This is a genomic window from Roseofilum reptotaenium CS-1145 (genome assembly GCF_028330985.1).
Taxonomy (GTDB): domain Bacteria; phylum Cyanobacteriota; class Cyanobacteriia; order Cyanobacteriales; family Desertifilaceae; genus Roseofilum; species Roseofilum reptotaenium.
This window is the reverse complement of the sequence record NZ_JAQMUE010000082.1, coordinates 112,989-126,077: the sequence shown is the minus strand read 5'-3', so window position 1 is coordinate 126,077 and position 13,089 is coordinate 112,989. Positions and strand designations below refer to the sequence as shown.

11 protein-coding genes are annotated in these 13,089 nt (G+C 46.4%); 6 read left to right on the top strand and 5 right to left on the bottom strand.

Annotated elements, in window-relative coordinates:
* Positions 1-95: 95 nt before the first annotated feature.
* The gene (locus tag PN466_RS17725) at positions 96-1,439 is read right to left on the bottom strand and encodes a class I SAM-dependent methyltransferase (RefSeq protein WP_271941752.1); all 1,344 of its coding nucleotides are present in this window, start codon (positions 1,437-1,439) and stop codon (positions 96-98) included.
* Between the two features lie 98 nt (positions 1,440-1,537).
* On the opposite strand from PN466_RS17725, the gene trxB reads away from it, so the two are divergent.
* The gene (gene trxB, locus PN466_RS17720; protein ID WP_271941749.1) at positions 1,538-2,917 is read left to right on the top strand and encodes a thioredoxin-disulfide reductase; all 1,380 of its coding nucleotides are present in this window, start codon (positions 1,538-1,540) and stop codon (positions 2,915-2,917) included.
* A 211-nt stretch (positions 2,918-3,128) separates the two neighbouring features.
* Here the strand turns inward: trxB and bicA are convergent, their stop codons facing one another.
* The 3 genes from bicA to PN466_RS17705 all read right to left on the bottom strand — a co-directional run bounded on the left by bicA (position 3,129) and on the right by PN466_RS17705 (position 6,996).
* Positions 3,129-4,856 (bottom strand): bicarbonate transporter BicA, encoded by a 1,728-nt coding sequence (gene bicA, locus PN466_RS17715; RefSeq protein WP_271941747.1) that lies wholly within the window; start codon positions 4,854-4,856, stop codon positions 3,129-3,131.
* A gap of 360 nt (positions 4,857-5,216) precedes the next feature.
* A complete protein-coding gene (locus PN466_RS17710) occupies positions 5,217-5,756 on the bottom strand; it encodes a phosphate-starvation-inducible PsiE family protein (protein WP_278003134.1) in 540 nt (179 codons plus the stop codon).
* A gap of 115 nt (positions 5,757-5,871) precedes the next feature.
* Positions 5,872-6,996: a sodium-dependent bicarbonate transport family permease gene (locus tag PN466_RS17705; protein WP_271941742.1), complete on the bottom strand. Its 1,125-nt coding sequence runs from the start codon at positions 6,994-6,996 to the stop codon at positions 5,872-5,874.
* Positions 6,997-7,495: 499 nt separating this feature from the next.
* Between PN466_RS17705 and PN466_RS17700 the strand changes: the two genes are divergently transcribed.
* The 5 genes from PN466_RS17700 to PN466_RS17680 all read left to right on the top strand — a co-directional run bounded on the left by PN466_RS17700 (position 7,496) and on the right by PN466_RS17680 (position 11,896).
* Entirely contained in the window at positions 7,496-7,813 is a 318-nt protein-coding gene (locus tag PN466_RS17700) for a P-II family nitrogen regulator (protein ID WP_271941739.1), read from the top strand.
* Between the two features lie 192 nt (positions 7,814-8,005).
* Positions 8,006-8,605: an NUDIX hydrolase gene (locus PN466_RS17695; protein ID WP_271941738.1), complete on the top strand. Its 600-nt coding sequence runs from the start codon at positions 8,006-8,008 to the stop codon at positions 8,603-8,605.
* A gap of 116 nt (positions 8,606-8,721) precedes the next feature.
* A complete protein-coding gene (gene rpsB, locus PN466_RS17690) occupies positions 8,722-9,519 on the top strand; it encodes a 30S ribosomal protein S2 (RefSeq protein WP_271941735.1) in 798 nt (265 codons plus the stop codon).
* Positions 9,520-10,035: 516 nt separating this feature from the next.
* The gene (gene tsf / locus PN466_RS17685; protein ID WP_271941732.1) at positions 10,036-10,695 is read left to right on the top strand and encodes a translation elongation factor Ts; all 660 of its coding nucleotides are present in this window, start codon (positions 10,036-10,038) and stop codon (positions 10,693-10,695) included.
* 139 nt (positions 10,696-10,834) lie between these two features.
* On the top strand, positions 10,835-11,896 hold the full coding sequence (locus tag PN466_RS17680) for a hypothetical protein (RefSeq protein WP_271941729.1): 1,062 nt from the start codon (positions 10,835-10,837) through the stop codon (positions 11,894-11,896).
* Between the two features lie 44 nt (positions 11,897-11,940).
* On the opposite strand, the gene bchI is transcribed toward PN466_RS17680, so the two are convergent.
* Complete coding sequence (gene bchI, locus PN466_RS17675) at positions 11,941-13,050, bottom strand: magnesium chelatase ATPase subunit I (RefSeq protein ID WP_271941725.1); 1,110 nt, start codon at positions 13,048-13,050, stop codon at positions 11,941-11,943.
* Between the last annotated feature and the right edge of the window lie 39 nt (positions 13,051-13,089).

Sequence of the window (13,089 nt, the reverse complement as noted above, 5' to 3'; positions counted from 1 at the left end):
GGGCGTGCAAAGTATTGGCTTCTAGCTCCATATTCGTAGGTTACCCACCTTACACTCGTTTGATATCACCCGTGAATTTTTTTTCTGAAATGGTGTTATTCCTGGGACTCTAGAAGCAAATGACCCGACTCATAGAGGGGGATGAGGACACCTTGTAGCTGTTGGGTTGCTTCAGTTTCGGTATTTGCTTCCCAGGTTACTGGATTGATGGGGTAGAGGGTTTGCCAGCGCTGGAGAAGTTGTAGAAACGAACAAGGAGCATCGAACAGAGGCAGCAGAGTGCCTAGAGCCGTACTCTCGATTGTGGAAGGGGAAAGTGGATCGATGCACAAGTAATCATTGAAGTTGAGACTTCTGGTTTCGGCGATTGCCGTCATGGCTTCTTCTTTGAGATCTTCGGTTCTCAGTTGCGGATGTAAGTGGACTTGCGCTTGCTGCCAATCCTCATCTGTCCATTTCTCAACAGGGACGATGGTGCAATCGCCTTGAGGATGGCCACAGAAAAAATCGAGCAGCCGTTGTTTGGGGTGGAATAACTCATGAAGGTGGAGTTGCTCTTCTATGGACAACTCGGACAATTGAAACATTAGATTCATAGGCAGCTCATCCCAATTCTTAAACAATTTCAACAGATCCCAGTAAGGCCAGTTGAGCATACTAATGAATTCTAAATTGCTTTCTCTAAGAAACGCAAATAAGTCAGGGATTTCAAATCCAGTATCTCCAAGCAATAAATAATTTGCTCCAAGCCACTCAATCGACTCTGACTGCGGCTCATGCCAGGTGGTTTTTTTTAGGTCTACAATATCCTTGAGATTCCGCATGACTGAGCGAACTATTTCATTATCTTCTTCTACTGGAGCATCGTCCATCAAACCCAGTTTCCCCCAAATTCTTTGTCCCCTAAAAAATGCCTGTCGCTGAAGAGAGCTATGTAAATTGGCCCGAATAATACCATCGAGCTTTAAAACGGACTTAAACGCCTTTAGAACAGGGGTCACACCAGGAACCAAATATAGGACATCATCACAATTGACATAGTCAAATTCAATCCCTAAACTAGGGATTTTTTCTATGGGCATACAATGAAATTCCGAATTATAAAATCCATGGTGTTTTAGACGCTCTCGTGCGATTTCTACAGATTTCTCTGACATATCAATGCCGACAATTTTTGCCCCTGGATTGGCTTCGGCTAATATTAGCGATTTATAGCCACTACCGCACCCTGCATCCAAAATAATTTTCCCTTCTGAGCTAATCACTTGTTGATCTCTAAGATAGAATGCATTCACCATATTATGACAGTAGAGCTGAATCCTATTGTTCTTAGGGGAATCTTCCAAAGGACAATTATAATAAGGTGTAGAGTTGAATTGATTCCGGATTTCATCAATATTACTCATAATATTAATCTCTTCTTGCTGAGTCTTTCTCATTAAGTTTAACCTGTTTATCCACTGCAACTCACATTTTTAGTTCTTTTTAACCTATTCATGCGCTATACTAAGCGTAGTCGTTATGAGTTTAGATAAATATGAGCAACTCTACAGTAGAGAATCTGGTGATTATTGGTTCCGGGCCAGCCGGGTTTACGGCTGCCATTTATGCGGGTCGGGCGAACCTCAAGCCCGTGGTTTTTGAAGGGTATCAGATGGGGGGAATTCCTGGGGGACAATTGATGACCACGACAGAAGTGGAGAATTTCCCTGGTTTTCCTGATGGTATTACGGGGCCGCAACTAATGGATCGAATGAAAGCACAAGCAGTTAGATGGGGAGCGGAACTATATACAGAAGATGTAGTTTCTGTTGATTTAAGTCAACGGCCGTTTACGGTACGCTCTGACGAACGGGAGTTCAAAACTCATACTATCGTTATTGCTACGGGTGCAACCGCAAAACGGCTGAGTCTTCCCCACGAACAGGAGTTTTGGAGTAACGGCATTTCCGCTTGCGCTATTTGCGATGGTGCGACTCCAATTTTTAAGGGGGTGGAACTGGTGGTGATTGGTGGTGGAGATACCGCAGCCGAGGAAGCCGTCTATTTGACCAAATATGGGTCTCATGTTCATCTACTGGTACGACGGGGTGAAATGCGGGCTTCTAAGGCGATGCAAGACCGGGTACTAGATCACCCTAAAATTACGGTGCATTGGCATACGGAAGCGGTGGATGTCTATGGAGAAGGGGCAAAATTTGGGGGTGTGAAAGTTAAGAATAAGCAAACGGGAGAGGAGAAAGATTTGCCTGCGGGTGGGTTATTCTATGCCATTGGCCATACTCCCAATACTCAACTGTTCCAAGGGCAATTAGAGTTAGATGATGTGGGCTATGTGGTCACTGAACATGAGGTACAAACCAGCGTGGAGGGGGTTTACGCGGTTGGAGATGTACAAGACCATGAATTCCGGCAAGCAATCACGGCTGCTGGAACGGGCTGTATGGGAGCGATGTTAGCCGAACGGTGGTTATCAGCGAAAGGGTTGGGTCAGGAATTTAAGCAGGAAGAAGGAGAGACGTTATCGGAAACTGCTGCGACTGCGACGACCCAAACTGATACACAAGAGACATTTAAGTTGGAAGAAACACGCCATAAGGGAGGCTATGCCCTACGGAAATTATTCCATGAAAGCGATCGCCCCTTACTGGTAATGTACACCTCTCCCACCTGCGGCCCCTGCCATACCCTAAAACCGATTCTCAGCAAAGTTATAGATGAATTTGACTCCAAAATTCATTATGTGCAAATTGACATTGAAGCCGATCAAGACATTGCTGAAAATGCTGGTATTACTGGGACTCCCACCGTACAAGTGTTTAAGGATAAGGAGTTATTACAAGAACTCAAAGGAGTGAAACAAAAAAGCCAATATCGCCAGGTCATTGAAAGTAGCCTTTATAGCGCTACGCGCTAGGCAACAGGCAGCAGGCAACAGTAGACTGTGAAAGACTTATAGGATTTAGAAATGTCCTAACCATAAAACATAGCGCTATAAATACGGCAATAGGCAATAGGGAAAACCAGTTTTCCCTTTCCTTCAACCGCCGTGAAGCTCGATCGCCCATAGAAAAACCTGGCATTACCGAAGTAAATGCCAGGTTAATCGACCAACAGAGAAATTGAATTCAATTATTCATTGAAGAGTGAGATAAATCAGTAGAAGAGGGAACACTAGCAGCACCATTGCTTTCAGGCTCATATTGTTGATACTCCAGCAGGGCGATCGCCTGACGTAAAGCTTCTGTACGGTCTACAAACAAGTGATTGGGAGGCAATGCAGCTAATACACCCAACTTTTCTAACCGCCGTTTCACCTTACCCGAAGCACCAACAATCATCACTTGACGGCCTTCATCCAGAGCATCTTGAATCGCATTTTGAATCGCCAAAGAAGATGTAACTCCCATTACCGGCACATCCGTCAAATCAACAATCAGGATATCATGGTCTTCCATCGCCGTATGCTCGCGGGAAATCGCCTTAGCCACCCCGAAAATCATGGGCCCACTTAAATGGAACAGCAGTACCCGGTTGTTTCCGCGATCGAGCAATTCTTTCTCTTCATCATTGAGCAAAATGGCATCATCAGCATCCGTAATCGTCTTCACATCATTCGATTGAAGTTCGCTTAACCGGTCAATCGTCAAGATATTAGCAATAAAGACCCCAACACCAACGGCTGTAATCAAATCTACAAATACCGTTAATCCGATCACCCCATACATAATCAGGGCTGCTTTCATCGAAACCTTATGAGCTTGTTTCAGGAAGCCCCAGTCAATAATATCAATCCCCACTTTCAAGGCAATCCCTGCCAACACTGCCAAGGGAATATTTTGGGTTAATCCGCCAGCAAACAGAACAACACAGAGTAAAGCAACTGCACGAACTATGCCAGAGAGAGCAGTACGTCCTCCAGTTTGAATATTGATCACCGTTCCCATGGTTGCCCCAGCACCGGCAATTCCTCCGAATAAACCGGACATGATATTCCCCAAACCTTGACCAATTAATTCCTTATTAGAATCATGTTGGGTACGGGTTAAACTATCAGCCACCACAGAAGTTAACAGGGCATCAATACATCCGAGCATCCCTAAAACCAGAGCATCAACCACCATCGTTCTCAGAGCTTCAAACGTGACAACAGGGAATTGCAAGCTAGGTAAACCGCTCGGAATTTCACCAATCCGCCTTAAGTCTGTGCCTCCGAAGAGAGTAACCGAGACAATCGTTCCCACAACTAAAGCAATCAATTGGGGGGGGACTTTGCGCTTAATTTTTGAAGGTGTTAAGAAGAGAATCGCTACAGTGAGTGCAGCTAAACCTAATTCTGTGGGTTGAATATTAGCTAATAAATCAGGTAGGGAGGTTATGGTTCCAACCACACCGCCTTTGGGACTTGCCTGACCTAAGAAGGGCCCCAGTTGCAGGATGATCATGATTAAACCAATCCCAGACATGAACCCAGAAATTACCGTGTAAGGCATCAGAGTCACATACTTACCCAACTTCAGGACTCCAAAGAGAATCTGAAATACCCCAGCCATCATCACCACAGTAAAGGCCATGCCCAGACCTTGTTCTGGACCATATTCACCAACCAAGCTGGCAATCACAGCGGTCATAATTACCGTCATCGGCCCGGTGGGTTCAGAAATGAGGGTAGGCGTTCCCCCAAATATGGCCGCAAACAAGCCGACCAAAACTGCACCATAGAGTCCAGCTTGGGCCCCTGCACCAGAGGCGACCCCGAAGGCGAGAGCCATCGGGAGGGCAATGACCGTGGCGGTTAGCCCCCCAAAGATATCCCCCTGTAGGTTATTAAAATTGATCCTGTTAAAGACTTTCATTGTTGAACGAGTTTTGATTAGGGGTAAAAACTGTATATCAATATACAGCTAAAAAGTCTTAAACTTATCTATCACAATACATATTATTGGAATCTATGTATTTAATAATAATTTATTAAGACTTTGTACATAGTACCCTAAAAAATCCAATAGATCGAACTAAAAAGCCGGGGTATTACCCCGGCTTTTTAGGTAGCCGTATTTTGTGCCAGAGGGACATTGACACCAGCGAAGAAGTCATTGACCCGGACATAATGGTTGTAGTTTGCGATCGATGAGGTGAATCAAGTAAGAACGAACTCTTAACTCTTGATGGCAGTACCACAGGATAGATGCAAGTAGCATCAGGACTGCCCTATTTTAGGGTTGAAACGATTGAGCATCTATTTTGCTGTCTCTTTCTGTCAATGTTTGACCAAAGCGTATCCGGTGACGGCGGGACACATTCTGCTCTGGGTCAATGCCATCAAAAGTAGGTGGAATCCAAGCACGGACCACTAATAAACCTCCCAGCACGATGAGAAAAGAACAGGCCGCCATAACCTGCACCCACGGAGTTTCCAAAATGCCTCGAACAATGATTTCCCGCAGTACCGATACAATCGAGACCTCCACTGCGACTCCAATCGAAATTCGATGCTCCTTTAAATAAATAATCAGCAATCGAAACAATTCCACCAGAATGAGCAAGAACAAAATATCGGCAGTAACCCGAGGAAAGTTCAAAGGTGGCAACAGCGACAGAAACATCTCTCGTAACTGCATCACCATGAAGCTAAACAAACCAATGCACACCGAAATCACAATTAAGTCCTGCACGAGTTCTAGAAAACGAACGATGCGGTCTCCATTAAACCAACTGCACCAGCGAGGAGAAGGGTTTGATGATAAGGGTTCCATAGTACTCAAAGGTAAAGGGTAAAGGGCGGGGAAGCGGTCTAGATTCCGAATCATCGCCATAGCCAGCATGTTGGTCGCCGGACAGGAGCGCCGGCAGACCCGACCCGTCTGGGATTCAGCCACCCAGCGCTTGAGCTAGCCCGATGAAGAGCGGTATTCCCAAAGCAAGGGCAACTGGCGTACCAACGGCTGTGGAGGAACCGATGTAGGCGGAGGGATTAGCTGACGGGATACCAGCTCGTAACGTGGGCGGCCCTGAGATATCTGAACTAGAGGCAGCAATGACAGCCAGTAGAACAACGCCGCCAAGGCTGAATCCTGTGATGGCATGGGCAATCATGCCGAGACCGAAGGCGATAAATCCATGGAGGAGCGGTGCGATAAAGGCATATAGGGCGTACCATTGGCCCACCTTGCGTAGTTCACCGATCCTTGCCGTGGCTTCCATCCCCATGACCAGCATTAGTATCGAAAGCAGGCCGCGAAAGCCGGGATCGAAGAAGCTCTCATAGACCCTTTCCGGCCGGGTGAACAAACCTAGAGCGAGGCCAAGCAGCAGTGCGGATAGGGCAGAACCCTGAAGACTTTCCTGAACAATGGGCCAGATCTTGACGCGATCGCTTCCGGCATCCTGTTTAGGATATCCACTTGCAATAATGCCTTGGTCACTGGTATATCCGCCTTCGCTACTGGAATACTCCCCTGCGGCAACCGGCTGCTTACTGAGCTGCTCCTGTGCTTCACGACGCTGCTTTTGCTTACTAACATAAATGCTCGCCAAGACAATCGCCGTTACGAGCGCTGGGATGTCCATAAAAGGATAGAGAGCAGCGGCCCAGGGTTCGTATGTCATGCCTTCCGATTCCATGATTGTCAGGCCGGCTGCGAGGGTAGAGCCACTTACCGCACCGAACAGGCCCGCAGTCGCAATACCATCCACAACTTTGACGTTTGGCAGGTTGGCCAAGGTATAGCGCCCGATAAACACGATAAGAATCCCTAGGATCACGGCGAAAAATGCGGGTAACAGCATCTCCAACAGATTGGCATTACGGATAGCAATACCGCCACTCAGACCCACTTTGATGAGCAGCATAAATACAATGAACTTATAGATTGCATCTGGAATTTGCAATCGGCTATTGACGGCCGCAACGACCATACCACCAATCAGAAAGCCGAGTGTCGGGGACTGCAATTTCCCCAGGAAGAGCGTAAAGAAATTGGATAAGAAATCCATGAATACCTCCTTCCACCTCCTCTACGAGAGGTGATAATTATGATAAGTGAGCTTAATAAAGTAGGGGAGCTTCACCCCTACAGCACAGGTGTTATAGAAGAACCTGTTGACGGGGTATTCAGAGAAGGATCCTCTCTGAACACGATTGGAAGATGATAGCGATTTTCCACCTGCTTCCATAGATTCTAATCTATCAAGATTTGAATTTTATGTATTATTAGTCTATCCTAAAACTGTACAAATTTGTGCATTCTCCACCATGAATTTGAAACGCAATGTCTAATTCAAATCATAAGTTTTTCTGGGGTGCGCTTCCTCTTGACTGATCGATTAGCATAATGTTACCGTGCTTACTATGGCAAGCGCACTATTACGCAATCTGATAGGAACCCAATGACATTCTTTTTGTTGGCTCTAATCAGTGCAATAGCTTGTTGTGCTTCCGTTTTCCTGAGTTTCTCTGTATTTAATTGACCACATATATCAAGAGGTAATAAATATGACTCAGCAAGCTAGTAAGCTCGTCATCGTCACGGAAAAATTGCTGCTCAAAAAGATCGCCAAGATCATTGATGAAGCCGGAGCTACCGGTTATACAGTAGTGGAAGCTGGCGGTAAAGGCAGTCGCGGTGTGCGCTCGCCGGGAAAACCTAGCGTTGGCGACGACTTCACGAATATCAAGTTTGAGGTACTCACTCCTAATCGGGATATGGCTGTGAAGATTTCCGATGAGGTCGCAGCAAAGTTTTTCGACGATTATTCGGGCATTGCCTACCTCTGTGATGTGATGGAGGTACTGCACGCACACAAGTTCTGATTCAAAACCCCTTAGGAGTGCAGAGAACGGTGTTGTCCACGGTCAATGGTTTGACCGTGGAAATGTACCTTGGAGAATTCCAGTTGAGCATATTGGTTTTTCAGGAGTTTTCTGCACCACTAAGCTCATTTTGTTCTAAGTTATATCTTGGCTCTAAGTTATATCGATGAATCATTAAATCTAATAGACTTGATGCAGCAACTTCAATCGGATCAAACCTGGAAACTCCTTAAACCATTAGTCAGAATTTCTTCTCAGTGGATGACCTTGATTGGAGAGCAGCTTGAGGATCATCAGGGTCAAGTGTTGGACTATTGGCGAGTCGAAAAAGCTGATTCCGTGGTGATTGTGACAATTCAAGGCGATCGCGTCATCTTGCCTGTGCCCCAGTATCGTCCCGGCGTGCAGGGCATCACGTTGGATTTTCCTGGGGGACGGGTGCCAAACGAAGGAAAGCCCTTGGAGGTTGTTCCCCATATTCTCGATCGTGAATTGGGGATTGGAGAAGGGGATATTTTGCAGATTCAGTTACTCAATGAACAAGGATGGCTGATTAATAGTTCCTTTTCTAATCAGAAATTGTATGGATGTGTGGCTCAGATCGATCCCAAGATTACAGTAGAGCGCGATCGCCTCGGCGCTGTCTATCCCCATACTTCCGAAGGTCTCCATCAGCTTTACCAAGATTTGACCTGTCTTCAATGTCGCGCGGTACTTCAGGAATGGCAATATAGCAGCAGTAGCTCGAAAGGCAACCGTCCGACTTCGGAAATGGGTGGCGAATTCCCCTAAACTGTGGTTTAATAGTAAGGTTGTCTAAACACGCACATCTAGGAGGTTCGGGTGTTTCCTATATGGAAATCAATCCACCTAGATGGAGGATAAACCCGAAAGGAGAATTAAACCCTATGCCCGTTGTTTCACTCGCTCAGTTATTAGAATCTGGAGTTCATTTCGGACACCAAACCCGTCGCTGGAATCCCAAGATGTCCCAGTACATCTACACTTCGCGCAACGGGGTACACATCATCGATCTGGTACAAACCGCCCAGAAAATCGAAGAAGCCTATCGGTACATGCGTACCATGTCTGAACAAGGCAGAAAAGTTTTGTTTGTGGGAACCAAACGGCAAGCAGCCGGAATTATTGCCCAAGAAGCCTCTCGCTGTGGTGCATACTATATTAATCAGCGCTGGTTAGGTGGAATGCTCACCAACTGGGCAACCATTAAAAACCGGGTAGAACGCTTAAAAGAACTCGAACGCCTCGAAAATAGTGGTGCGTTGGATTTGCGCCCGAAAAAAGAAGCGTCCGTATTACGTCGGGAAATGGGTAAACTACAAAAATATCTCGGCGGCATTAAAACGATGCGTAAAGTGCCCGATATCGTAGTAGTGATTGACCAACGGCGCGAGTATAACGCTGTTCAGGAGTGCATTAAACTCAATATCCCGATTGTAGCCCTTCTAGATACGAACTGCAATCCCGATCCAGTTGATTATCCGATTCCCGCCAACGATGATGCGATTCGCTCGATTAAGCTAATTGTGGGTAAACTGGCAGATGCCATTTATGAAGGTCATCATGGCGAAGTTTATGTAGATGACCAAGAGGATACGGATTATCCAGATGCTGAAGAAGACTTCGATGATGAAGACTTTGATGAGGATGGAGAAGAAGAGGAGGAGGAGAGTAACGAAAGCTAGAGATCGCCTTGATAGCCTATCATGGCCGAATCTTCAAAAGTTTGGGTGGGAAAGCCCGTCCTTCTAGCACGGCTTTACAATATAATATGAAGTGGTCAATGACCCACCCGCGATGCAGACGTAACAGACAGCCTTTACGTGACGACATCTGGTTTTAACCAGTGGCGCACAGAGCTGCGGTAAATCGGGAAAAGAGGATGGGGTAATGGGCAATCCAACCCTTGAATCAACTAACAACAAAGTTTTTTTGTTGAAGAATGACCCATAAAAACCGCAAAACTTGCGGGGATAGTCTGTGGAGCTTTCTGTAAGACCATAAACTCGTCAGTGGGTGGAGGCAGTTGCACTCTTCGCAGAAACCTAAAGCCTCCTGCGGAGGGTAGTTCTCACTCAGGTGAGGTTTCCGCTTCGCAGACATAAAGAAGGAATCACCGGGTCTTCAACCCGGTGAGGATGTCAAGAAAGAGTAAGCAGCCGTGCGTAAGCACTTTGGTGTAATCAAAAATCTGAATTAACATGGCAGAAATTTCAGCAAAACTGGTTAAAGAGCTACGGGAAAAAACGGGCGCTGGCATGATGGATTGCAAAAAAGCGCTCACAGAAAACGATGGCGACCTGGAAAAAGCCTCAGAATGGCTGCGGAAAAAAGGGATTGCTTCGGCTGGGAAAAAGTCCTCTCGTGTTGCAGCAGAGGGTTTAGTGGATAGCTACATCCATACGGGTGGTCGAATTGGAGTTTTGGTAGAAGTCAACTGCGAAACCGATTTTGTGGCTCGTGGGGAAGCTTTCCAAACCCTGGTGCGAAATATTGCGATGCAAATCGCCGCGTGTCCGAATGTTGAGTATGTCAGCATAGACCAAATTCCGGCGCAGATCGTCGAGAAAGAAAAAGCGATTGAGATGGAACGGGATGATTTAGCCAAGAAACCCGATAACATCAAGGAAAAAATCGTTGCTGGACGGATTGAAAAACGCCTGAAAGAGTTAACCTTACTGGATCAAGCTTATGTTAAAGACCAAGCCAAGACGGTTGGTGAATTGGTGACTGAGACGATCGCCCAGTTAGGTGAAAATATTCAGGTGCGTCGCTTCGCTCGCTTTGTTTTGGGTGAAGGCATTGAGAAGGAAGAGAGCAACTTTGCTGAAGAAGTAGCTGCTCAAGCCAGTGGTAAATAAGGGATGCTAGGGGGGCAAACGGCCTCCCTACCCCGTGAGCTAGTGGAAGTTTGCTGGCTTAGATAAGGGGCGTAGAGTTTACGCTCCTTTGCTATCTCCAGGTGGAATTGATAGAAAATCCTAGAGTAAATATAAAATTATGGCTAGACCCCTACAGCGAATCGAACGAGAGATCGAGGAGTTGGAAAGTGCGATCGCCTCTTTAGCAGAAGAATTTTATCAAGCCTATGGTCACTATACCCAATACTTAGGGCAAGCGGTACGCCAACAGTTAATTGTAGCCAGTTATCAGATTTGTACCCAAGGATATCCTCACGAGTTTTTGGAACTCTCGTTAACCGGAAGACAGAAGTTACAGGAAAGGGTTAAACGTTTAGCCCAACAAGCAGAAGCGGAAATTCAGGGAATAGTCAGCCGCCCTCTAGAAACCCCTCTGGCTCTGCCCTCAGAAGAAGCAGAAGAGGAGAATGAGGAGGACAAGGAGGACGAGGAGGATGAGAACCCAGAAGAGCGTAACGAACCCTCCTTAGACTCAAAGGTAGTGGAATCAGAGGAAGAATACCCCTTAATCAAGAATCCAGAAGCCTTAGCTCAATGGCAACAAAATATAGAAAAACAGATCTTCAAGCGATTAGAGCACTTCTCCCATGAAGTGAATCAGCTCTTGAGAAAAGCCAATATTTTTACCGAAAATATACCTGAACCTTTGATAGAAGTGGCTAAACAGGCCATGGGCACTCAAGAGTCCCTCGCTCCCAGTTTACCGAATATTTTAAATCTAGTGATTGAGGCAGAAAACTTTCTCACTCCTAGAAGAAAAGGAGAGTTGAAAGGCCAGATTGAATTGCCAGAACGCTTACTCAAGCAATATGAAGACTCAATTCCTCCAGTAATTATTGGCTTACAGAAGGGAGACTACGATCCAGATGAGGATGAAGATAACGATGAGGATGAAGATGACGATCGCGATCCGATCGCCCTTTTACCCTTTTCTCTGCCTCTGAAAATCATGCTGATTAACCTGCGCCTATTGGATATCGAGTTTAGTGATGCTAAGGTAACAAGCTACCGCAAGCAACTGCGTCATTTACAAGATCGCTTGTACTCGAAGGGACAAGACTATCAGCGCAAACAAAAAGAATATGCGATCGCCCAAGCCGAACATGCCTGGAGATCGAGTTGGGTTGAAGACCGAGAATAGGCTGTGGGGAGATGGGGCGAACAATTGTTCGCCCCTACAACCTTTTATGCTTCCGGTTCAGCTAAACCAAACACCCGGCAAAAGACCTTTTGCACCTTATAGCCAGAATCAATCGATTCTAGGGGGTCTTTCCGCAGACGGTGGCGCAAGCAGAGGGTAACCACTTGTTGAATATCCTCTAGAGTAACCTCTGTGCGTCCTTCAAATGCTGCCAACGCTTTAGCTGCGCGGTTGGTGACAATATCGCCCCGTAAACCATCCACATCTAATTCTGAACAGACTTGGGAAATTTGCACCCGCAATTCATAATCAATGTTGACAGAAGATAGGCGTTCTCTAGCTTGTACCAATCTTTGTTGCAGCGCTTCTTGCTCGGTTTGAGAGCGTTGTAAAAACTCCTGGGGATGACTGTCAAATGCAGAGCGCTCTTCGACAATTTTCACCCGTAGATCCGGCTCTTTAACCGTGCGAATTTCGGCGTGCATTCCAAACCGGTCTAATAATTGGGGTCTGAGTTCCCCTTCTTCTGGGTTTCCAGAACCGACTAGCACAAACCGGGCTGGGTGGCGAATGGAAATCCCTTCCCGCTCTACCGTATTCCAGCCACTGGCGGCAGAGTCGAGTAAGACATCGACTAAATGGTCATCAAGAAGGTTAACCTCATCTACATATAAAATCCCTCGGTTCGCCTTAGCCAGGAGTCCCGGTTCAAAGGCTTTCACCCCTTCCGAGAGTGCTTTTTCAATATCAATGGTTCCACATACCCGGTCTTCAGTTGCTCCCAGGGGTAGATCCACCATCATTACTTTGCGGCGAGTAATAGGGAGGTTTTCTTGGAGGGTCGCCCGTTCTCTGACTTCATCACTCATCAGTTCTTGATCGTGGGGGTCACTATTAAAGGGGTCATCAGCGACGATTTCGATTTCGGGTAATAAATCGGCCAAAGCACGGATAGTGGTAGATTTACCTGTACCGCGATCGCCCATAATCATCACTCCCCCAATTTTCGGGTCAATCACATTGAGCAGTAGGGCGAGTTTCATCTCTTCCTGTCCCACAATAGCAGTAAAGGGGAAAACAGGGCGGCTCTGCTGCACAGGAGATAAGGGGGTTTGACTGGTTGAGTTCTGCTCAGGGGCGAGGACTGAATTCATAAGGTTGCTTAGTCTATTGGTTCATTAGGATCGCATCAG

What these genes read in the sequence shown, in the direction of transcription:
- PN466_RS17700 (WP_271941739.1), top strand. Translation starts at nt 7,496, where the DNA reads ATGACTCAGCAAGCTAGTAAGCTCGTCATCGTCACGGAAAAATTGCTG.
- PN466_RS17725 (WP_271941752.1), bottom strand. Translation starts at nt 1,439, where the DNA reads ATGAGAAAGACTCAGCAAGAAGAGATTAATATTATGAGTAATATTGAT.
- PN466_RS17680 (WP_271941729.1), top strand. Translation starts at nt 10,835, where the DNA reads ATGGCTAGACCCCTACAGCGAATCGAACGAGAGATCGAGGAGTTGGAA.
- PN466_RS17710 (WP_278003134.1), bottom strand. Translation starts at nt 5,756, where the DNA reads ATGGAACCCTTATCATCAAACCCTTCTCCTCGCTGGTGCAGTTGGTTT.
- tsf (WP_271941732.1), top strand. Translation starts at nt 10,036, where the DNA reads ATGGCAGAAATTTCAGCAAAACTGGTTAAAGAGCTACGGGAAAAAACG.
- rpsB (WP_271941735.1), top strand. Translation starts at nt 8,722, where the DNA reads ATGCCCGTTGTTTCACTCGCTCAGTTATTAGAATCTGGAGTTCATTTC.
- trxB (WP_271941749.1), top strand. Translation starts at nt 1,538, where the DNA reads ATGAGCAACTCTACAGTAGAGAATCTGGTGATTATTGGTTCCGGGCCA.
- PN466_RS17705 (WP_271941742.1), bottom strand. Translation starts at nt 6,996, where the DNA reads ATGGATTTCTTATCCAATTTCTTTACGCTCTTCCTGGGGAAATTGCAG.
- bchI (WP_271941725.1), bottom strand. Translation starts at nt 13,050, where the DNA reads ATGAATTCAGTCCTCGCCCCTGAGCAGAACTCAACCAGTCAAACCCCC.
- PN466_RS17695 (WP_271941738.1), top strand. Translation starts at nt 8,006, where the DNA reads ATGCAGCAACTTCAATCGGATCAAACCTGGAAACTCCTTAAACCATTA.
- bicA (WP_271941747.1), bottom strand. Translation starts at nt 4,856, where the DNA reads ATGAAAGTCTTTAACAGGATCAATTTTAATAACCTACAGGGGGATATC.